Annotated in this window: 20 protein-coding genes and 1 tRNA gene; 5 read left to right on the plus strand and 16 right to left on the minus strand. The window is 61.7% G+C overall.

The features are described from left to right. Positions 1–35 precede the first annotated feature (35 nt). Complete coding sequence (locus A3AI_RS0110045) at positions 36–1,136, plus strand: enolase C-terminal domain-like protein (RefSeq protein WP_024515456.1); 1,101 nt, start codon at positions 36–38, stop codon at positions 1,134–1,136. Positions 1,137–1,582: 446 nt separating this feature from the next. On the opposite strand, the gene A3AI_RS0110050 is transcribed toward A3AI_RS0110045, so the two are convergent. Continuing rightward, on the minus strand, positions 1,583–2,605 hold the full coding sequence (locus tag A3AI_RS0110050) for a DUF4331 family protein (RefSeq protein ID WP_024515457.1): 1,023 nt from the start codon (positions 2,603–2,605) through the stop codon (positions 1,583–1,585). A gap of 502 nt (positions 2,606–3,107) precedes the next feature. Here A3AI_RS0110050 and A3AI_RS0110055 point away from each other — a divergent pair. Further along, the gene (locus A3AI_RS0110055; protein ID WP_024515458.1) at positions 3,108–4,085 is read left to right on the plus strand and encodes a VOC family protein; all 978 of its coding nucleotides are present in this window, start codon (positions 3,108–3,110) and stop codon (positions 4,083–4,085) included. A gap of 254 nt (positions 4,086–4,339) precedes the next feature. Here A3AI_RS0110055 and A3AI_RS47370 read toward each other — a convergent pair whose 3' ends face one another. From A3AI_RS47370 to A3AI_RS0110125, 11 genes are all read right to left on the minus strand, one after another. Next, positions 4,340–4,483: a hypothetical protein gene (locus tag A3AI_RS47370; RefSeq protein WP_198030101.1), complete on the minus strand. Its 144-nt coding sequence runs from the start codon at positions 4,481–4,483 to the stop codon at positions 4,340–4,342. Positions 4,484–4,522: 39 nt separating this feature from the next. Beyond that, positions 4,523–4,906: a PLD nuclease N-terminal domain-containing protein gene (locus tag A3AI_RS0110070; RefSeq protein ID WP_024515459.1), complete on the minus strand. Its 384-nt coding sequence runs from the start codon at positions 4,904–4,906 to the stop codon at positions 4,523–4,525. A 1,112-nt stretch (positions 4,907–6,018) separates the two neighbouring features. Beyond that, complete coding sequence (locus A3AI_RS46130; protein WP_349509687.1) at positions 6,019–6,363, minus strand: DUF3551 domain-containing protein; 345 nt, start codon at positions 6,361–6,363, stop codon at positions 6,019–6,021. Positions 6,364–6,601: 238 nt separating this feature from the next. Next, positions 6,602–6,820 (minus strand): hypothetical protein, encoded by a 219-nt coding sequence (locus tag A3AI_RS0110090; protein WP_024515462.1) that lies wholly within the window; start codon positions 6,818–6,820, stop codon positions 6,602–6,604. A gap of 103 nt (positions 6,821–6,923) precedes the next feature. Continuing rightward, a tRNA-Pro gene (locus A3AI_RS0110095) sits at positions 6,924–7,001 on the minus strand. An 86-nt stretch (positions 7,002–7,087) separates the two neighbouring features. Further along, complete coding sequence (locus tag A3AI_RS0110100) at positions 7,088–7,669, minus strand: MerR family transcriptional regulator (RefSeq protein ID WP_024515463.1); 582 nt, start codon at positions 7,667–7,669, stop codon at positions 7,088–7,090. 121 nt (positions 7,670–7,790) lie between these two features. Next, on the minus strand, positions 7,791–8,129 hold the full coding sequence (locus A3AI_RS0110105; RefSeq protein ID WP_024515464.1) for an integration host factor subunit alpha: 339 nt from the start codon (positions 8,127–8,129) through the stop codon (positions 7,791–7,793). A 130-nt stretch (positions 8,130–8,259) separates the two neighbouring features. Further along, positions 8,260–9,234 carry a beta-ketoacyl-ACP synthase III gene (locus tag A3AI_RS0110110; RefSeq protein WP_024515465.1) on the minus strand — a complete coding sequence of 325 codons (975 nt, stop codon included), beginning with the start codon at positions 9,232–9,234 and terminating at the stop codon, positions 8,260–8,262. Further along, positions 9,231–10,292 carry a phosphate acyltransferase PlsX gene (gene plsX, locus A3AI_RS0110115; protein WP_024515466.1) on the minus strand — a complete coding sequence of 354 codons (1,062 nt, stop codon included), beginning with the start codon at positions 10,290–10,292 and terminating at the stop codon, positions 9,231–9,233. The genes A3AI_RS0110110 and plsX overlap by 4 nt, the downstream gene beginning before the upstream one ends. A 271-nt stretch (positions 10,293–10,563) precedes the next feature. Next, the gene (locus tag A3AI_RS0110120) at positions 10,564–11,145 is read right to left on the minus strand and encodes a YceD family protein (protein WP_024515467.1); all 582 of its coding nucleotides are present in this window, start codon (positions 11,143–11,145) and stop codon (positions 10,564–10,566) included. Next, positions 11,138–11,695: a ubiquinol-cytochrome C chaperone family protein gene (locus A3AI_RS0110125; protein WP_024515468.1), complete on the minus strand. Its 558-nt coding sequence runs from the start codon at positions 11,693–11,695 to the stop codon at positions 11,138–11,140. Before A3AI_RS0110125 ends, A3AI_RS0110120 begins: the two co-directional genes overlap by 8 nt. A 94-nt stretch (positions 11,696–11,789) precedes the next feature. Here A3AI_RS0110125 and A3AI_RS0110130 point away from each other — a divergent pair, with 94 nt between their 5' ends. Beyond that, a complete protein-coding gene (locus tag A3AI_RS0110130) occupies positions 11,790–12,251 on the plus strand; it encodes an outer membrane protein assembly factor BamE (protein ID WP_024515469.1) in 462 nt (153 codons plus the stop codon). Here A3AI_RS0110130 and A3AI_RS0110135 read toward each other — a convergent pair. Both A3AI_RS0110135 and A3AI_RS0110140 read right to left on the minus strand, forming a co-directional pair. Further along, a complete protein-coding gene (locus tag A3AI_RS0110135) occupies positions 12,244–13,443 on the minus strand; it encodes an FAD-dependent monooxygenase (RefSeq protein WP_063615456.1) in 1,200 nt (399 codons plus the stop codon). The genes A3AI_RS0110130 and A3AI_RS0110135 overlap by 8 nt on opposite strands. A gap of 43 nt (positions 13,444–13,486) precedes the next feature. Beyond that, on the minus strand, positions 13,487–14,755 hold the full coding sequence (locus A3AI_RS0110140; RefSeq protein WP_024515471.1) for an MFS transporter: 1,269 nt from the start codon (positions 14,753–14,755) through the stop codon (positions 13,487–13,489). Positions 14,756–14,901: 146 nt separating this feature from the next. Here A3AI_RS0110140 and A3AI_RS0110145 point away from each other — a divergent pair, with 146 nt between their 5' ends. Next, complete coding sequence (locus A3AI_RS0110145) at positions 14,902–15,810, plus strand: LysR family transcriptional regulator (RefSeq protein WP_024515472.1); 909 nt, start codon at positions 14,902–14,904, stop codon at positions 15,808–15,810. Between the two features lie 123 nt (positions 15,811–15,933). Continuing rightward, positions 15,934–16,824 (plus strand): glutathione-dependent disulfide-bond oxidoreductase, encoded by an 891-nt coding sequence (yghU, locus tag A3AI_RS0110150; RefSeq protein ID WP_024515473.1) that lies wholly within the window; start codon positions 15,934–15,936, stop codon positions 16,822–16,824. 74 nt (positions 16,825–16,898) lie between these two features. On the opposite strand, the gene A3AI_RS0110155 is transcribed toward yghU, so the two are convergent. Together A3AI_RS0110155 and A3AI_RS0110160 are read right to left on the minus strand one after the other, a co-directional pair. Beyond that, a complete protein-coding gene (locus tag A3AI_RS0110155) occupies positions 16,899–17,114 on the minus strand; it encodes a dodecin family protein (RefSeq protein WP_024515474.1) in 216 nt (71 codons plus the stop codon). Positions 17,115–17,555: 441 nt separating this feature from the next. Further along, positions 17,556–19,661 (minus strand): sodium-translocating pyrophosphatase, encoded by a 2,106-nt coding sequence (locus A3AI_RS0110160; RefSeq protein WP_024515475.1) that lies wholly within the window; start codon positions 19,659–19,661, stop codon positions 17,556–17,558. Between the last annotated feature and the right edge of the window lie 130 nt (positions 19,662–19,791).

Raw genomic sequence — 19,791 nt, forward strand, 5'->3', positions numbered from 1 at the left:
TTCCGGCAAAACTCCGATAGCGAACGGAGCACAGCGTGACCTTAGAGAAGCTAACCCTTCGATCGGTCGAGGTGCGCGCAGTGTTGGTGCCGTTGCGCCGCAAGATCGTATCCAAGGTCGGTTGCTTCGACCAATGGCCGATGATCCTAATCGACCTGCACACCGAACAGGGCATCACAGGTCACAGCTATCTTGAGCCGTATCTGCGACAGTCTCTGCGCTATTTGGTCCCGGCAATTCGCGATTTAGCGACCGCGCGACTGAACAAATGTGTCGCGCCGATCGACGGCTTCCGGATCGATCACCAATCCCTCAGCCTCGTTGGCTATGAAGGCATGTCCCTGATCGCGGTCTCCGGTCTCGATATGGCCGCGTGGGACGCGCTGGCGAAGGCCGCCAATTTACCGCTCGCTGCATTGCTTGGCGGGACGATCGGCTCCGTGCCCGCCTACAATAGCAACGGTCTTTGGCTCGCGGACGTCGACACACTCGCCGATGAAGCCGAAGCATTGGTCGCGGAAGGAGGATTTAAGGGATTGAAGATACGTCTGGGCCGCGAGCGCCTGGCTGACGACCTCGCCGCGATCGATAAGGTGCGCAAGCGCGTGGGTGCCGAGATCAAGCTAATGGTGGACTTCAATCAAGGCCTTACGCTGGGACAGGCGTTACATCGCTGTCACGCGCTCGACGACCAGGGCATCTATTGGTTCGAGGAGCCGATTACGTACAACAACCTTGCGGGTTACGCTCAGTTGTCGCGCGAACTAAGAACACCCGTGCAACTCGGCGAAAACTTCTACGGACCGCGCGCGGTCTCGCAAGCCATCGCGGCGGGTGCCGGCGACCTTGTCATGCCAGACCTCATGCGGATTGGTGGAGTCACCGGCTGGCTACGTGCCGCTGCGATTGCAGGCGCCGCCGGGATAGAGATATCTACTCATCTGTATCCTGAGTTTGCTGCGCATCTAATGCGTGTGACAGAAACTGGGCACTGGCTGGAATGGCAGGATTGGGCTGATCCTATCTTGCAGGAGCCGTTTAGCCTCGATTCCGGCACGCTTCAAATTCCGAATCGACCGGGTGCTGGCATCGAATGGAATGAAGATGCCGTGAAGCGCTTCCAGTACCAGGCCTAACCACATCTTCGCATCCGCAGGCGACGTCAGCTCGGGGTCGATTCTGTTGAAAAAGTCGGAGATACTGCCAATGCTGAAGGCTTGCTCGCTTCTGATTTCTCTTGAGATTGCGTTCTGATGTGGTCCACCGTGCGCGACGGCATAAAGCGCACCTGCGGCTCTTAAAAAATTTGGCCCGGCGGTGGCGAGGACTTTTTCAACACAACCGGCCAACAGCCGACATCCGCAGGAAATTGGAGCGGTCGCCCGGTCGGTTCGACGGCGTGTCGCGCCGCACCTCAGAGGTGATACCGACAACGTCATTCGCGATTTTCAGCCCACGGAGCCGCATCGACGCTACACCTTCTGCGCCACGGCGTAGATCACGTTTGTCTCGACGGATATCGTGCCGCTGTCCCGCAGCGCCTTCAGGTTCGTGCGTGCATGGCAGCTGAGACCGGCTCAGGTCACATCGGCACAACGTACGGGAAGTTCTTCCCTCGTTGGCCTTCGGCGATGGAGGGTTTTAGCCCCGAGTTCACGCCCGTGCCGGCGACAAGAGACAGCATTACTTCAGGAGCGTTGTCCGCCAGCGTGCGACCGTTGCGTGCGGCGAAGCCAAATGTCGCCGGCGTTCCTACGACGTAGGGCAGAATATCGGGGAATAACTGACGGACCACAGTAAGGCCGTAGCCTTTCGGATCGTCGGAGGTCCCGCTGGCTGCGACAACGGCAGCAACATGCTCCGCGATATGCTTGCCTTCCGCCTCAAAATCTTTGGACGGGTGTCTCGTGTTGGCGGAATTTGTAAAGTGAGTGTCATCAGGCCAGAAGATCGGCCACATCATGGGATAGCCGCCCCGGTTGATCTGCCTCCAGCCGCCCGCGTCTGTGGCCAGTTTCGTGGCGCACCAAACACCGATGCGCGTTCCAGGCTTTAGTTGAGGATGCTGGTGAGAGACCTCAAGCACGATCGACTCAACTTTAGTGCCGGCGAAGCTGTTCTTCGCGTTTTCGGGCTGCCAATCCGAGAGGTCTATCGCGGTCCCGCTATTCACCGGTCCGTTGACCTTCGCAAGCAGCGACAGATCGATGTAGAACGGGTCCGCGATACGTCCAGCCCATAGCCGAACGCCACCCGCGCTCGCCGCTTCGCCAGTCCGGCCTTCCAGTACCAGTTCGCCAGCCGGAGAGTCCTCGCGAGCCTCCTTGCCTGTGAGAGCGTGCAATTTCATCACCTGTCGGCCCTGAGCATCGGCCTGTTCGAACGACACCCGATAGGTCAAGGTTTCGAATTCAGCCCCATCGAAGTGGACCTTGAACTCATAGCGTGCCTCGTGATGAAAGCCGGGCTGTACGTGTACGCCCGTGATGTTCGAGTTGACATCCATGATGAACACCGTGCTGTCATTGCCTGAAAACACGTACATGTCGTCGATAAAGAGCTGGCCGTTCTGCGCGGCAAGAGGCGTATCGAGATGATGAGACATGGGAAACTCCCTTCCGGCAATGCGGCGGTTATCGGCGTGCTGTGAAGACAGACCCTGGTGCAACATGGAGAGATCAGCTTTTATAGCATAGCGCGGTGTCACATTCTTCGGAATTTGCCGGCGGTAGCGTCGTCTGCTTCGGCTAAAACTATTACGATGACGCTGTGGCTCCCTGGGACGCTGCTTTGGTCAGGCCGCCGCCTAAACGAGCAGCTGACCGCTTCCGGCACAAGTCGACAATCCAAGAGCCGCGTTGGGCTCTGCAAAAGAACCCATTCCGCACGTGATCAGTGCAAGTGACGCACTTCATCGTGGCCCTCATTCCCGCATTTTACGGTGCCACACTTCTATATTGACATAAGACGTGCCCGCTTCCGCTTCGGTCTATCGCAACCACAGCGGTATTTGGCTGTCGGTTGACGAGTGAACGCCCCAATACACCGATTGCAATGACGCTTGCCGCCGCTTAGCCTTGTCGAGAAAACAGCCGGGGAGGATCGACATGGAAATCCAGGCCTTCGGTTATCTCGGCGTCGGCGCGACGAACCTCGATGATTGGGCCGCGTTCGCCACATCAAACGTTGGCATGCAGGCCGTGGACCGCGCCAGTTCGATGCGTGCCTTCCGTATGGACGACCGCAAACAGCGCCTGTTCATCGACCGAGCGATTGAGCAGGGCGCTCAAGTCTTCGGCTGGGAAGTCGCCAATGCAGCGGCTCTTGACTCGCTCGCTGCCCGCCTCGAGGCCGCCAGCGTCGCCGTGAAGCGCGAACCCGCAGCGCTGGCCGACCAGCGCCGTGTGACCGACCTGATTTCCTTTGCCGATCCCGCCGGCAATCGTTTGGAAGCCTTCCACGGCGCCCAGGTAGCTGACACTGCCTTTAAGCCTGGTCGCGACGTCTCCGGTTTCCGTACCGGCCCACAAGGCATGGGGCACACTCTTCTGACATTCCCCGACATCGATGCCGCCCTCGCCTTCTACAAGGACCTGCTGGGGTTTCGCATCAGCGACTTCATGGTTGCCCCGGTGAAGGCCTACTTCATGCATGTCAACGCACGCCACCACAGCGTGGCTCTCGTGGCCGCGCCGGTGCGCAGCATGCATCACCTCATGGTCGAGTACTATCAGCTCGACGATGTCGGCCAGGGCTACGATCTATTGCAGAGCACCCCGGAGCAAGTCGTCGCCACACTCGGCCGCCACCCCAATGACCTCATAACGTCGTATTACATGCGCACTCCGTCGGATATCTACGTGGAATGCGGCTGGGGCGGCAGGGAGGTCGACGACGTGACGGCGCCCGTGGAGATGACCAACCTCGGCAGCTTCTGGGGTCACAAGGGCCTGTTCGAGGACCTTGGCGCGCCTGCCCCACCTGCCGAGACGCGCCGAGCCCCTGTTCAGGTGATGGAAGGCAACTACGAACGCATGGCTGGCACCTGTCCGTGGTGGGATGCGATGCGCGCCAAGTCCCGCTAACGCCGTGTCCGGCGCTGAAAGCATTGCTGGACCTCGACGTCTCAGTCAGGTCACAAACGGAAATGGCACGCGTGAGCATAAGGCGTCGGCTGCACGCCGAACAGCCGACCTAAGAGGTGACGCGTCGGAAGGTCCGCGTCGGGCCGATGGGAGAATTGAGCAGGCCTATCGTCGCCAGCATCATGGGATCGGTGCCGGTCGCCACTAGAGGTCATCGAAGCAGAGGTAGATTGCGATGGCCGCCAAGCACCGAGCTATGTCGGTCCGGAAAATCGGCGAATGACGGATCGGTCGTCGGTCGCTCGAGGCTGGCCCCATTCGATCACCTCGTCGGTGCGGTCGAGCAGCGAAGGCGGCACGGCGTGGCCGAGCGCCTTCACGGTCTTGAGGTTGATCACCAACCCGTCTGCGCCGATTGCTAAACGACCAACTCCCCCCTACTGGACCAGCTTGGTGCGAAGACGTCCGTACTCGACGTCAGTGATTGATCCGGACTTCTTTAGCTGATCAAGCTTGGTAATTTCGTCTGCGACACTAAAGCCAACAACGCGTCGCAACTCGTCGCGAGCCTGTTGAGCCTGCTGAGCGTTACGCTCGGCCATGCCTCTTCCTTGGGTGATCAGGTAGGCAAGGATGCCGAAATAGGAGGTTAGAACCAGCGCCAGCACCCATAGCGCTTTACCCCAACCGGAGATGTCGTGACGCCTGAACAGGTCGCCGTAGATTACGACGAGAAGCCAGAACCATACGACGAACGCGAATATCGCAATCATATCCATCAGGAAATTTCGATAGGTGAAGCCTTCTTGAAAGAAGAACATTGCGATCCTCCCTTGTGTAGCTGCGGCTCCGCCCCACTCGCTACGCTTCCGCGATTTAGTTGCCGCCTGACAACTCTATTACTTCGGCAGCGCGCCGCCAATACGCTCAAGCGAGCTAATCTACCGACGGGCCGCGCAGCCGGTCAAACTAGGGCGGGGAAACAATCGGGCGACAGGTGACAGTCCATGACGTCCGAGTTTGAGTCAAATAGCGAAGAACTCAACGTGAGCAAATCTAGTCCGCCATGTCCCACTGAGCAGACCTCAATGAAACGCGCCGCCACTTCGCTGATGTGCCGACATGCGACATCGACGGTTATTCGATCAGTTCGTCCGCGCGGGACAGGCGCGAAGGTGGAGGACCGTCCGGCCCTCCACCCTGGTCGATCTGAGGCGGCCCTTATTATTTCTTTGGCAGCAATGCCAAGGCCATCCACGGAATGGGAAAGAGCGGAAACAGTAAGGCGCCCACGAGGAACCAAGCGCGTTCAGAGCGCCCCCTCTTTGCCGCGTATTTCGCGGTCAGGCGTCCAGACCACAATGCTACTGCGAGAACGACGGCAAGCATGACAAAGATGATCAAAGAGGAGGACACGCGGCAGCTCCTATTGATGACCTCCGCTGACTATAGACGGTTTTAGACACTCCCAAGATCAACTTATGGTACGGTGGCAGATGTAACACAAGTCTCGCTGAGCAATGGCGAATTTGCCTTGTTGGTAGCTTTCGTAGATCAGTTAGCTGCGACCGTGCAAATCGTCCGTACGCGGCTCGTTGGGTGATCCACGGCGCTGCAAAACCCATCGCTCACAGTCTTCGGCGATGTTGCCATTCTCCGTCGCCGATGGGCGCGTCGCTACCGGAACTGTCCGACGAGGCGGACGAGACCGCGCGGAAAGGACTCATAGAACTGGGTAAATTTTTTAAGGAGAACGCCTCGGCCCTCGGTGAGGCCTGCGCCAGACTGGAAGCTTCCCTCAAGAGCGAGATCGATAAACTGCAACGCGACCTTAATTGATTGCCTCAAGTTGCCACCAGCAAATCATTGAAATCCTGCCCGGCCGGCGCGAATGCCATCCGGATGGTGCGCCATTGCGTGCGTTCGGTAAGCTTTAGTAGGCGCGCCGATGCCGCCAATATTCCGAGGGCACTTGCGCGCTCGAAAAATATGGATTGATGAAGCACTGTGCCGTACGGCCCGATGCCGACGCGTTGCACTGAGGCAACGACGTGTAGCTGCAATCGTAAGAATGAGCCCACCGCAAGCAATACGGAAAAGTCCCACCGTATGTCTGAGCCCGCATCGGTGGTGCTGTTAAAATCGCCGCGCTGGTCAAAATCGCCAAGGCCAGAATACGCATCAGAACCTCCATGTCATGGGATGGATCGATTGGTACCCAAAGCTCCCTGAACAGGCGCGTTATCCCGCGCGTCGTCGACCGGCGACATGATCGCATCGATCAGGATCAAGCGCGGGTTTTTAGTTCAGCACTGTTGCCGCCGCGCCATTCTCACGATGTCGCGTCGCTGTCATACTTCAATTTAGCCGGTCGGCATCGACCAGTGCACTGACAGGTTAGGCCCGGCACACCTTCGGCGGGGAAAGTGCGCCGGGCCGCCGATGTTCATAACATGTGGACCACGCTGTGAACGGCCGGTGCAAAACCGCGCGAGCGGGGCTTCGGTCCCGCGCTCTTATTTTGTACGGGGATATTGGTTTGCCAGTTCCTGGCTCACGAAGCCGTCGGCGTCGAGCCACTGGCGCGGGCAAAAGGCTTGCGACATCGGATCAAGCTTCCTGCCGCTTTTGTGAATCGCTTCGCGCGTGCCCGTTCGATCGGTGTAGATGTGCTCGCCTGTGAGAGGCTCAACGCGAACCTCATGAAAGACTTCGGTATCGTTCTCGACGGTCATGGGGCTCCTGCGGCCTGCGACAAATTGTCTTCCCATGATCTTCCCAATTAAAATTTCTGGGAAGTTTGAGCCTCCGGATTTAGCTCCAAGTCTTTGTTTTTATTGGTCGGAGCGAGAGGATTTGAACCTCCGACCCCTAGTCTCCCAGACTAGTGCGCTAACCGGGCTGCGCCACGCTCCGATGCCGTTCCCATAGCTGCGATCCCGTCCCGGCGCAAGGCTTGGGACATCACTGTCAGCCCTCGGCTCAGGGCCTGCCGCCGCGCCTCAACCGTCCTTCATGGCCCGGTCGAGCAGCTGGCGGCAGTCGATGAGGTCTTTCAGCACGCCCTCGAGCCGCTCGCGGTCGAGCTCGCCGCCGCCATCCGCCCCTGCGCCCCGCGCGGACGGGCCGTTGCCGCGGAAGGTCGCCAGGATGTCCTCCTCGGTCTCGACAAAGCGGAAATCGATCCCGTCCTCGTCAGAGCCCTCATACTCCTCCTCCGCCGGCTCGACCGGTGAGCCGGGCTCGCTGAGGTCGTCTTCCATCAGGCTCTGGCCGATCGCCTCCTCGATTGCGCCGAAGGACACGGCGGCGGAATTGTCGGCAAGGTTCTGCACGGATTTGATGCCGTGCTCTTTGAGGATGCGCTGCACCCCGCGGATGGTGTAGCCCTCGCCATAGAGCAGGCGGCGGATGCCCTTGAGCAGGTCGACGTCATCGGGGCGGTAGTAGCGGCGGCCGCCGCTGCGCTTCATCGGCTTGATCTGGCTGAAGCGGGTTTCCCAGAAGCGCAGCACATGCTGGGGAATGTCGAGATCCTGTGCGACCTCGCTGATCGTTCGGAATGCGTCCGGCGCCTTGTCCAAAGGCTCGCTTCCCTTCGAGGCTTGTGAATGGGCCTACGGCATGATCCGGAACACCGACGAGCGGCTCTCCTGGAGGATCACACCCGATCGAAACCTAACGCACGACGAATCGCGCGCCAGTTTACGCGGGATTGTCCTCGCCGTTGAGCTTGAAGTTCGCGTGACCATTGTTGATCCGCTGCTTCAGGATCGCCGACGGCTTGAACACCATGACCCGCCGCGGCGAGATGGGAACCTCGGTTCCGGTCTTTGGATTGCGGCCAATCCGCTGGCCCTTCTTCCTGACCATGAAGGAGCCGAACGAAGATAGTTTTACCGTCTCGCCCTTCTCCAGGCAGTCCGTGATCTCTTTCAAAACCAACTCAACGAACGCTGAGGATTCGGTACGAGACAACCCCACCTTCTGGTACACGGCTTCGCACAAATCAACTCGGGTAACTGTCTTTCCGGTTCCGGTCATCGCCTGCCCCAACTCACGGCGAACAATTTCTGGCATGAAATTATGAGGTTACGCAGCATCGGTCAACTGCGCCATGACAGCAAAGTATCTAAAACAGTGCAAAGGCGCAGGCGATCTTTTTAGTCTAATCCTACCAGCGCAGGACCGCCGAGCCCCAGGTGAAGCCGCCGCCCATGGCTTCCAGCAGCACCAGATCGCCCCTCTTGATGCGGCCGTCCCTCACCGCGACCGAAAGTGCAAGCGGAATGGACGCCGCCGAGGTGTTGCCGTGCCGATCGACCGTCAGCACCACTTTCTGCGGCGCAATATGGAGCTTGTGCGCTGAAGCATCGATGATTCGCTTGTTCGCCTGGTGCGGAACGAACCAGTTGATGTCTTCGGCCGACAGCCCCGTGGCATTGAATGCATCGACGATGACGTCGGTGATCATGCCGACCGCGTGCTTGAACACCTCGCGGCCTTCCATGCGCAGATGGCCGACCGTCTGGGTCGATGACGGACCGCCATCAACATAGAGTTTTGACTTGTGGCGACCGTCGGAGCGCAGATGCGTGGTGAGTACGCCGCGGTCGCCGGACTTGCCGGGCTGGTCCTGTGCCTCCAGCACGACCGCGCCCGCGCCGTCGCCGAACAGCACACAGGTGCCGCGATCATTCCAGTCGAGGATGCGCGAAAAGGTCTCGGCGCCGATCACGAGCGCACGCTTGTAGGCGCCGGTGCGCAGGAAATTATCGGCGGTCGCCAGTGCAAAGACGAAGCCGGAGCACACCGCCTGCAGGTCGAAGGCCGCGCCATGGTTGATGCCGAGCCCGTGCTGGACGGCAACGGCCGTGGCCGGAAAGGTGTTGTCGGGCGTCGAGGTCGCAAGCACGATCAGGTCGATCGCCTGCGCATCGAGGCCGGCATCGGCCAGCGCGGCGCGCGCAGCATTGATCGCCAGATGCGAGGTGAACTCGCCTTCGGCTGCGATATGGCGCTGCCGGATGCCGGTGCGCTGCACGATCCATTCGTCGGACGTGTCGACGCGCGTTGCCAGTTCGGCATTGGTCAGTATCTGGCGCGGCAGATACGAACCGCAGCCGAGCACCACCGAACGAACAGTCACGAGACAGCCTCCTGCGCGGCCGGCGCTGACACAAGCGCCCCGCCATCACGATTGAGCATTTGATTGATCTTGGTCAGGAGATCGAAGTGGACCATCTCATAGCCGTATTCGACGGCATAGGCAAAGCCCTCTGCGTCCGCGCCGCCATGGCTCTTGACCACGACTCCGTTCAGTCCAAGCATTACGCCGCCATTGGATTTGCTGGGATTCATCTTGTCGCGCAGCGCGCGGAAAGCGGGGCGTGCGAACAGATAGCCGATCTGCGAGAGCCAGGATCGTCCGATGGCATTACGCAGATATTCCGAGATCTGGCGAGCGGTTCCCTCGGCTGCCTTCAGGGCGATGTTACCGCTGAAGCCTTCCGTGACCACCACGTCGGCGACGCCGCGGCCGATGCTGTCGCCTTCGACAAAGCCGATATAGTCGAGCTGCGGCAGGTTCATTGCACGCAACTGCTCTGCCGCCTCGCGGATATCCTCATGGCCCTTCATTTCCTCGACGCCGATATTGAGCAGGCCCACCGTCGGCCGCTTGAGATTGAACAGCACGCTGGCCATGGCGCTGCCCATCACCGCGAGCGCAACCAGATGCTGCGCACCGCCGCCGATGGTGGCGCCGAGATCAAGTACGACCGAATCGCCACGCATGGTCGGCCAGATCCCCGCGATCGCCGGGCGATCGATTCCCGGCAAGGTGTGGAGGTTGAAGCGAGCCATCGCCATCAGCGCGCCGGTATTGCCGGCGGAGACCGCAACGTCCGCCTCGCCTTTTTTCACCGCGTCGATCGCAAGCCACATCGAGGAGGTCTTGCGCCCGCGCCGCAGCGCCTGGCTCGGCTTGTCGTTCGAACTGACCGCCACATCGGTGTGGATGATGCGCGAGGCCGCCTTGAGGTTCGGTTGTTTCGCCAGCTCCGGCTCGATCCGGGCGCGATCGCCGACCAGGAGAAACTCGGTGTCGGGATGGCGTCTGAGCGAAATCGCGGCACCGGGAATGACGACAGCTGCGCCGACATCGCCGCCCATGGCGTCAAGCGCGATTCTAACCTTTTGCGGCATGAACGTCCCGGAAACCATTTTCATGGCGCCGCTTTCCTTGCGGCGGAGCGGCCAGGCGCAACGGAAGCTGCCCGGCCGGGCCGCGACAATAGCCTGTCCCGGCTCTGACACAACCTCTTGACCTCAGCCTTTTTGGCTTGACTCCGCACGGCCACGGAATCAACCCATCGCCAAACATTTTATATTTCAATGACTTATAACTTCATCTCGAAGCGAGCTGCGAACGTATCGTGCGAAGTATGAGGCAATGCAGCCCTTTTGCCCTGCTAGACTAGTCCTCTTCGTGCGCACCGGACTTGGGCTTCTTCGGTCCGCTCTTCAGCGTCTTCAGGGCCGCAAAGGGATGGTCCTCGGGGTCGGCCGCTAAGACCGGGGCTTCGAACACCGCTCCCTCCTTACGGGGATAGGGATCGACCGCCAGGAACAGCACGTCGGTGGCGAGACGCCCGAGATCGATCATGCCGTTCACGATCGGCTCCGGCGGCTCGGGCATGTCGCCCTCCTCGACCCCCTCGTCGAGATCATCGATCAACTGCTCGACCTCGTCGGCGGGCGCGAAGACCAGATCGATGTCCTCGTCGATGTCGCTCTCGATCGGATCGAGTGTCACGACGCAGGTCTGCCCGATCCGCGCCGTCAGGTGGCCGGCGACATGGACGCGCCCGCCGCTCTCCAGGCTCAACTCGAAGGAGGCGCGCGCTGCAGAGACGTCGCGCAGGCCCGCCATCTCCGCCATTGCCGCGCGCGTCGCCGCATCCGCCTCGATGTCCCGATGCAGCCCGCTCTTCGGGATCTGCGCCACGTTGACAACGACGCGCCAGGGATCGGCCGGTGCGGTGGGAGCTTTAGTCATGACCCTGCTCCGTCAAACTCAGCGGTGACGGGAATCTCCAGGATGCCGCCAGCAAGGCCGCATCGTCGATCCCATCCAGCCCCGCAATCGCCGCCTGCGCATAGCTGGCCAGGCGTCGAGCGTGGTCGATGTTGTCGCCCCCCAGGACATTCTTGCAAAACGCCTGAGCCAGCGCCTCACCGCTATCGGTGAGCGCGAGGTCGTACGCCGCGCTCCGGCCGTAGAAGGCCTCGCCAAAAGCCAGCATCCGCTTGGGGACCGCGAGGTCGCCTACCCCCATCTCCCGCAAGTTCGCGTCCATATCGTTGCAGAAATGGTCGAACAGCGCTTGTGCGGCCTCTGCGCCACCCTCGACCTGCCGCAACCGGCGCAGAATCATCCACAAGTGCACCAGAAGCAGGTCAAAACGGCCATTAACGGTATCCGGCACGCCCAGGCCCTGATAAAACACGGGTTCTCGCGCTTGCGTCACGATCATGCCATAGATGGCTTCGATGGTGCCGCGCGGGGCTAGCCGGGGTTTCCTGAAGTGATTGAACGGCCAAAGCATTGTGGGTTCCGCAAGCGAGCCCTGTTGCCGGTTGACGGCTTGGGGTGGCCGGTTCTAAGGGGACCGGCCCCGTTGCGCAATGATTGATGCGATGATGAAAATGTCTGGCGCGCCCGCGCGCCGCCGTCCTCTTGTGCGCTGGCGCCTCGCGGCCGCCGTGGCGCTGACCTGCACCATGCTTGCCGCCTGCACCAGCGAGCAGTTCCAGAAGGGCTACATCCTGCCGCCCGGCGCGCTGGAGCAGATTCCGATCGGCGCGAGCCAGGACCAGGTCCTGATCGTGATGGGCACGCCCTCGACCGTCGCCACCCTCGACGGTGAAGTGTTCTACTACATCTCGCAGCGCGCGGAGCGCTCGGTCGCCTTCATGAACCAGAAGGTCACCGACCAGCGCGTGATCGCGATCTATTTCGACAAAAACCGCCAAGTCCGCCGTCTCGCCAATTACGGCCTGAAAGACGGCAAGATCTTCGACTTCATCAGCCGCACCACGGCGACCTCGGGCCAGGAGATGAGCTACCTGCAGCCTCTGTTCAAGCTGTTGAGCTTCAACTAGCGCTCACCTCGAGTGCGGCGATGGTGGCTTTCTCGACATCGTAGTCGTAGAGCCACTTGCGAAACTCCGCCGCATTCTTGATCTCGCGGTCGCGCTGCTCGAGGCTCGCGTACTTTGAATCGTAGCGCAGGCCGTTCTGTCGGGCCTCCGCCTGGACCACGTCGGTTCGGACCCGACGCAATTCTTCGTAGAGCTTCAACGTCGCGGGCACCTCGGCCTGATCGCAGTTCTCGAGCAACACCGCCAGCGCAACACCGTCCTCGATCGCCTGATTGGCGCCCTGGCCGAGATGCGGCAGCATCGCATGCGCCGCGTCGCCCAGCAGCGCCAGCCTTCCATTGGTCCAGGATGCGAGCGGCCGGCGATCGTAGAGACCCCACCAGAAACAGGTCTCGACCTTCTCGAGCAGCGCCGTCACATTGGGGTCCCAGCCCTGGAACGACGACGCCAGTTCGTTTCGGTCGCCGGGCGCTGACCAGGACTCCACGGTCTCTGTCTTGGTCGGAACAAAGCCGACGTAATTGAGCAGCGTGCCGCTGCGCACGGGAAACACCATGAAGTGCTTGCCGTCACCCATCCACACCTGATGCGCCTCGTTGCGCCACTGCGGCAGCTTCTCGCGCGCGATCAGACCGCGATAAGCGCGCACGCCGGAATATTCCGGCGGCTGCGGTACGACGACCTGGTGCTGCAGCGCTGATTGGATACCGTCGGCGGCAATCACGACATCGGCCTCAGCACTCGCGCCATTGGCAAAGTGCAGCCGTGCGCCGGCCTCGTCCTGCTCGAAGCCGATGCAGCGATGATCCGTGCAGATCGAACTTGCGGGCAATGCGCTCGCGAGCACATTGAGCAAATCCGCCCGGTGCATGCCATACATACCGTTCCAGCCGCTTGAATCGGTGGTCAGGATCGGCCCGACCACCGTGCCATCCATCCGGCAATATTCCGAGCCACGCCCAACCTTGGCGCCGACCGCGGCGAGCGCATCGCGAAACCCCATGCGCTCGAGTTGGCGCAGACTGTTGGGATAGATGAAGACGCCGGCGCCGACCTCTCCAAGCGCCCTCGCCTGCTCGAACACGGTCACCTCGATGCCGCGCCGGCGCAGCGCATTGGCTGCGGACAGGCCTCCGATGCCGCCGCCGACGATGGCCGCGCGCAGGCATCGCGTCGATGTCATCATGTTCATGGGTGTTCGTCTCTGTAGTTTCGTTGTGAGCGGAATTGCGCGGTCAGGTTTGCGGCGCAGGCGCGAGCAAATCCTTGCGCGGTGGATAGCGATAGGCGCCGAGCGAGACGACCAGCACGATCGCTGCAAGCAGCGCCAGCCCGAGCCCGATCAGCCCCGCCGTATAGTTACGATTGGCGTCGAAGGCATGCGCCATGATCCATGGGCCAAGCCCGGAGCCGAGCGTGAAGAAGGCGAGGATGCAGCCATAGACCAGCCCGTAATGGGCAATGCCGAAATAGCGACTGGTGAGATAGGCCATGATGTCGCCCTCGGCGCCGATGCCGAGACCAAGCAGCACGGCCGCCACGACCGCGAGCGGCCCGGTGACGCCGGCGCCGAGCATGGTCATGCCGACAAGCGGGACCAGGAAGAAGAACGCGGCAACGTAGGGACCATAGAAGCGGTCAAGCGCAAGTCCGGACAGCACGCGGCCGATGATCAACGACAGTCCCGCGGCTGCGACCGCCGTGGTCGCAGTGTCGGTGGCAATGCCGCGATCGGTCAGGATCGGCACGATATGGGCGATGGTGCCGTTGATGGCCGCGGCCGCAAGCAACATTGCGGCCGACGCAAACCAGAAGCGATAGCCGCGCAGCGCCTCGGACAGCGTCAGCCCTTCGGTCAGCACGCTTTCGACGCGCGCCTGGCGCGGCTTCTCGCGTACGAACAAGGCCACCGCCGGAAACCCAATGAAGAGCAACGCCGCACCGAGTGCGAAATAAGCGTGGCGCCAATCATACTGGGCGACAAAGTAATGCGTGTATTTCGGCATCAGGGCGGCCCCGATGCCGATCCCCGATAGCGTGACGCCAAGCGCAAGACCGCGCCGCGCGTCGAACCAGGTCGACACCACCCGCCCGTAGGTCAGCGTGGAGTGGCCGGCGCCGACAAGCCCGAGAAAGCCGTAGAGCAGGATGAAGGCCATCGGGCTCGCGCCGAGAAATCCGCCCGAAGCGGTGGCGATCGCGAAGATGACGATGGCGGGCAGCGCAATCCGGCGCACGCCGACGCGGTCCACCACAGTGCCGACGAACGGCATCATCAGCGCGCCGGTAACATGGGATGTCACGACGGCGGTGGCGAGCACGCTGCGCTGCCAGCCGAACTCGGCGCTGATCGGCTGTAGCAGCACGCCGAAGGTGAAGAGGATGATCGGGCCATTGCCCACGACCAGCGCCAGCGTCGAGCCCAACACCACGAGCCAGCCCGTCGACACCTTCTCGCCGGCAAGCGGCACGGCGAGTTCTCCCTGGTAGGCGGTTTCTCTCATTCATCTTCCCCGGTGTGCTGCCATTTCGCGGCGCTCTCGCCGGGGCAGCTTTTGACCAGACCGTAGGGACGTCGGAATTATTTTACAACACGGCGTTCGTTTATCGAGTTATATGAAAACAGTATAAATCAACTTAAGCGCTGAACATGGCCATCACCTTTCGACAACTCGAGGCATTCATTGCGGTTGCCGAGACCAGCAATTTCACCCGCGCCTCGGCGCGGCTGCGGATGGCCCAGCCCATGGTGTCGGGCCTGGTGCGGGAGCTCGAAACCGAGCTCGGCTTTCGCCTGTTCGATCGCACCACGCGGAAAGTCCAGCTCACTGGTGCGGCGACGGAATTCCTGAACGATGCGCGGCGGCTGAGCCGCGACATGGAGAGCGCGCTCCGCCGCGCCCGCGATGTGGGAGCGCGCCGGCGCGGCCAGATCAAGGTCGGCGCGCCGCCGCTCCTGGCTGCGGCGCTGTTGCCGAAGGCGATCCGCGCTTTCGCTCAGTCATCGCCCGGCGTCGCGGTCAGCGTGGTGGACCGCTCGCTGGCGGCAGTCCAGGAGCTCTTGACGTCAGGCGATATCGATCTCGCGGTCGGGACCTTCCGCCGCAACGAGGCCGGCATCGTGCGTCTTCCGCTGGTGTCCTATCTGTTCGCGCTGCTGTGCCATGCCGACCATCCGCTCGCCGCCATTGCGCGTCCGCGCTGGGGCGATCTCGCCGGCGTGCCACTCATCGCACTTCGGCGCGGCAACGGCATCCGCGAGCAGATCGAGCAGGGTTACGCCGCCGCTGGACTGGATGCGCAGCCTGCCTTCGAGCTCGATCAGCTCACCACCATCTTCGCGATGGTGGAGGCCGGCTTCGGCATCACGGTGCTGCCGCTCTACGCACTATCCGCGCTGCCGACGCAGTCCCTCGTCGCGCGAGCGTTGGTCGATCCGAACGTGACGCGCGAGATCGACGTGGCGCACCGGGAGGATCGCTCGCTGTCGCCAGCGGCGAACGAGTTCGTGCGCCTGTTGCGGCTCAACGCCGCCGATCTGCAATCCCCGCGAGGATAAAGGAAGGCCAACGACGGAATGAAGGCGTTGCACGGAATGCGCCAATCTCCCCCTTGCCACCCTTGTCAACCGTGCATTCGACGTTAGCTACTACGCCACGTGTTTTCCGCTCTGGAGCCATACATGACCGACGCCCCCGCCTACGAGCCGCCGAACGTCTGGACCTGGAATAAAGAGAGTGGCGGGCGCTTTGCCAGCATCAATCGTCCTATCGCGGGGCCTACGCATGAACACGAACTGCCGATCGGTCGCCATCCGCTGCAACTATATTCTCTGGCGACGCCCAACGGCGTGAAGGTCACCGTAATGCTGGAGGAGCTTTTGGCACTCGGCCATAGCGGTGCTGAGTACGACGCCTGGCTGATCGACATCAACAAAGGCGATCAATTTGGCAGCGGCTTCGTCGCGATCAACCCGAACTCCAAGATCCCGGCCCTGATGGATCGCGCCGGGCCCGAGCCTATCCGGGTGTTCGAGTCGGGATCGATCCTGCTTTACTTAGCCGAGAAATTCGGCGCGTTCCTGCCGAAGGACCTCAAGACGCGCACCGAGTGCCTGTCATGGCTGTTCTGGCAGATGGGCAGCGCGCCCTATCTTGGTGGCGGCTTCGGCCATTTCTACGCCTATGCCCCGAGCAAGATGGAGTATGCGATCGATCGTTTTGCGATGGAGATCAAACGCCAGCTTGACGTGCTCGACCGGCGGCTTGCCGACAACGAGTACCTCTCCGGCGGAGATTATTCGATCGCCGATATCGCGGTGTGGCCCTGGTACGGCGCGCTCGCCAAGGGGCTACTCTATGGCGGCGGCGAATTCCTCTCCGTGCAGGACTATAAGCACGTGCAGCGCTGGACCAACCAGATCGCCAAGCGCCCGGCCGTGAAGCGCGGCCGCATGGTCAATCGCGTCTCGGGCGACCCCGCAAGCCAATTGCGCGAACGTCATGCGGCGAGCGATTTCGAGACCAGGACCCAGGACAAGATCGGGGAACCTGCAGGTGATGAAAGAACGTAACGGCGCTCCGATTGTTGCGCGGCAAATCAAAAATGCTCCCCGCAAGCGGCGCCTGCGGGGAGAACTCAACAGGCTCAGGTGCCTTCAAACTTGAACGACACGTTCACCTTGGCGCGATAGGCCTCGATCTTCCCCTTGGCGTCGAGTTGCATATCGAGCTTGACGATCTCCGCGACGCGAAGGTCACGCAAAGATTTCGCGGCCTGCTCGACCGCGTTGCTGGCTGCCTTTTCCCAGGATTCGCCGCTGGTACCGACCAGTTCAATAACCTTGTAGACGCTCTCAGGCATGTGGTCCTCCCGTTCGGTATGGGCAGGAAGCAGGTACTCCCTGCCAGGATCGAGCCTAGCACCACGGCATCGGCAGACAAACTGATTTGCCTGACGGGCGCGGTCGCAAAAATCCTGTCAAGCCGCTCACAAAAAAATATTTCTGTTTTTCAGTAGACGGAAACAGTCGTATGGTCCGCCCCGTTCCGCTGCCGGCACAAGGGCGAGGTTCTAGACGTATGTCTCGCCGCGGTCATTGAGAGGAGCAAAGCGACGATCGCGTTTGCGCGAAGGCTTTGTACGTTCGCAATGACGGCGCTGTTTGAAAATTTGAATCAGGAAATATCCGCACGTCCTCCCAGCCAAGCGAACCGCCAAGGCCGGACGACGAGCTTCAGAATCAAGCAAAACCCCGCCGGCTCGCACCGGCGGGGTTCATTATCCCTGCTCTACGCTACTCGCTTAATGCGCCAGTACCGCCAGCAGCAGGAGCGCCACGATGTTGGTGATCTTGATCATCGGGTTCACGGCGGGACCGGCCGTGTCCTTGTAGGGATCGCCGACGGTGTCGCCGGTCACAGCCGACTTGTGCGCATCCGAGCCCTTGCCGCCGTAATGGCCATCCTCGATGTACTTCTTGGCGTTGTCCCAGGCGCCGCCGCCCGAGGTCATCGAGATCGCGACGAACAGGCCGGTGACGATCACGCCGAGCAGCATGGCGCCGACCGCCGAGAACGCCGCCGACTTGCCAGCGATGGCGTAGATCACGAAGTAGACCACGATCGGCGACAGCACCGGCAGCAACGAGGGAATGATCATTTCCTTGATCGCGGCCTTGGTGAGGAGGTCGACGGCCTTGCCGTAGTCGGGCTTGTCGCTGCCCTGCATGATGCCGGGCTTTTCGCGGAACTGCCGCCGCACCTCTTCCACGATGGCGCCGGCCGCGCGTCCGACCGCCGTCATGCCCATCGCGCCGAACAGATAGGGCAGCAGGCCGCCGAACAACAGGCCGACCACCACATACGGGTTGTTCAGCGAGAAGTCGGGGTTGATGCCAGCGAAGTAAGGATGGTTCGCGGAATCGGCGATGAAGAATTTGAGGTCCTGGTTATAGGCCGCAAACAGCACCAGCGCGCCGAGACCGGCGGAGCCGATCGCGTAGCCCTTGGTCACCGCCTTGGTGGTGTTGCCGACCGCATCCAGCGCGTCGGTCGACTTGCGCACCTCCTTCGGCAGGCCCGCCATCTCGGCGATACCGCCGGCGTTGTCGGTAACGGGGCCGAAAGCGTCCAGCGCGACGATCATGCCGGCCAGCGACAGCATGGTCGCGGTGGCGATCGCGATCCCGAACAGTCCGGCGAAGTTATAGGTGATGAGAATGCCGGCAATGATAACGAGCGCGGGCAGCGCGGTCGCTTCCATCGATATCGCCAGGCCCTGGATCACGTTGGTGCCGTGACCGGTGACGGAGGCCGAGGCGATCGACTTCACCGGGCGAAAATCGGTGCCGGTATAGTATTCGGTGATCCAGATGATCAGGCCGGTCACCGCAAGGCCGACTACGCCGCAGGCGAACAGCGATGCGCCGGTGTAGTCCACGCCATCAAGCTTGCCGAAGCCGATCAGCCAATAGATGACGAGGGCAACGCCTGCGAGCGACAGCACCCCGGTCGCAATCAAGCCCTTGTAGAGCGCGCCCATGATGGACTGGCTCGGGCCGAGCTTGACGAAGAAGGTGCCGATGATCGAGGTGATGATGCAGATGCCGCCGATCGCAAGCGGCAGGGTCATCATGTTGGCAAGGATCGGCGTCTTGGCGAAGAAGATCGCGGCCAAGACCATGGTCGCGACCGCGGTCACCGCATAGGTCTCGAACAGGTCGGCGGCCATGCCGGCGCAGTCGCCGACGTTGTCACCGACGTTGTCGGCGATGGTCGCGGGGTTGCGCGGATCGTCCTCGGGGATACCGGCCTCGACCTTGCCGACGAGGTCGCCGCCGACATCGGCGCCCTTGGTAAAGATGCCGCCGCCGAGACGGGCGAAGATCGAGATCAGCGAGGCGCCGAAGCCGAGCGCAACCATCGCATCGATCACGGTGCGGCTGTCAGGCGCGAGCTTCAGCGAGTAGGTCAGGAAGCCGAAATAAAGGGTGACGCCGAGCAGCGCCAGGCCCGCGACCAGAAGGCCGGTGATGGCGCCGGCCTTGAAGGCGAGCTCAAGGCCGCCGGCGAGCGAGGTGGTCGCGGCCTGCGCGGTGCGGACATTGGCACGCACCGACACGTTCATGCCGATGAAGCCGGCCGCACCCGAGAGGATGGCGCCGATCGCAAAGCCAAAGGACACGAGCAGACCGAGGAAGTAGGCAAGCAGCGCGAAGATAACGATGCCGACCACGCCGATGGTGGTGTATTGGCGCCGCAGATAGGCCTGTGCGCCTTCGCGGACGGCGCCCGCGATTTCCTGCATCCGCGGATTACCGGCATCGGCACTCAGAACCGACGACGTCGCCCAGATCGCGTAGGCGATGGAAAGCGCTCCGCAGAGCACGATCAACCATAGAGCTGTCATTGCACTCCCTCAGATTCTTATATTTATCCCCCACGCCCGTTGCTCGGGCGCAGAATGCTGGTCCGCCCTGCCCAAAGGGCGGCCGCAAATCGGCGGGGAGGTTGCCAAAGTTGCTGCGCCCGCGCAACGC

The sequence above is a fragment of the Bradyrhizobium sp. Tv2a-2 genome (genome assembly GCF_000472425.1).
Lineage (GTDB): Bacteria > Pseudomonadota > Alphaproteobacteria > Rhizobiales > Xanthobacteraceae > Bradyrhizobium.

Excerpts from the sequence above, each read along its gene's own strand:
- A3AI_RS0110050 (WP_024515457.1), bottom strand. The coding sequence starts at position 2,605 with ATGTCTCATCATCTCGATACGCCTCTTGCCGCGCAGAACGGCCAGCTC.
- A3AI_RS0110055 (WP_024515458.1), top strand. The coding sequence starts at position 3,108 with ATGGAAATCCAGGCCTTCGGTTATCTCGGCGTCGGCGCGACGAACCTC.
- A3AI_RS0110070 (WP_024515459.1), bottom strand. The coding sequence starts at position 4,906 with ATGTTCTTCTTTCAAGAAGGCTTCACCTATCGAAATTTCCTGATGGAT.
- A3AI_RS46130 (WP_349509687.1), bottom strand. The coding sequence starts at position 6,363 with ATGCGATCATGTCGCCGGTCGACGACGCGCGGGATAACGCGCCTGTTC.
- A3AI_RS0110090 (WP_024515462.1), bottom strand. The coding sequence starts at position 6,820 with ATGACCGTCGAGAACGATACCGAAGTCTTTCATGAGGTTCGCGTTGAG.
- A3AI_RS0110105 (WP_024515464.1), bottom strand. The coding sequence starts at position 8,129 with ATGACCGGAACCGGAAAGACAGTTACCCGAGTTGATTTGTGCGAAGCC.
- plsX (WP_024515466.1), bottom strand. The coding sequence starts at position 10,292 with ATGCCGCAAAAGGTTAGAATCGCGCTTGACGCCATGGGCGGCGATGTC.
- A3AI_RS0110120 (WP_024515467.1), bottom strand. The coding sequence starts at position 11,145 with ATGACTAAAGCTCCCACCGCACCGGCCGATCCCTGGCGCGTCGTTGTC.
- A3AI_RS0110125 (WP_024515468.1), bottom strand. The coding sequence starts at position 11,695 with ATGCTTTGGCCGTTCAATCACTTCAGGAAACCCCGGCTAGCCCCGCGC.
- A3AI_RS0110130 (WP_024515469.1), top strand. The coding sequence starts at position 11,790 with ATGAAAATGTCTGGCGCGCCCGCGCGCCGCCGTCCTCTTGTGCGCTGG.
- A3AI_RS0110135 (WP_063615456.1), bottom strand. The coding sequence starts at position 13,443 with ATGAACATGATGACATCGACGCGATGCCTGCGCGCGGCCATCGTCGGC.
- A3AI_RS0110140 (WP_024515471.1), bottom strand. The coding sequence starts at position 14,755 with ATGAGAGAAACCGCCTACCAGGGAGAACTCGCCGTGCCGCTTGCCGGC.
- A3AI_RS0110145 (WP_024515472.1), top strand. The coding sequence starts at position 14,902 with ATGGCCATCACCTTTCGACAACTCGAGGCATTCATTGCGGTTGCCGAG.
- yghU (WP_024515473.1), top strand. The coding sequence starts at position 15,934 with ATGACCGACGCCCCCGCCTACGAGCCGCCGAACGTCTGGACCTGGAAT.
- A3AI_RS0110155 (WP_024515474.1), bottom strand. The coding sequence starts at position 17,114 with ATGCCTGAGAGCGTCTACAAGGTTATTGAACTGGTCGGTACCAGCGGC.
- A3AI_RS0110160 (WP_024515475.1), bottom strand. The coding sequence starts at position 19,661 with ATGACAGCTCTATGGTTGATCGTGCTCTGCGGAGCGCTTTCCATCGCC.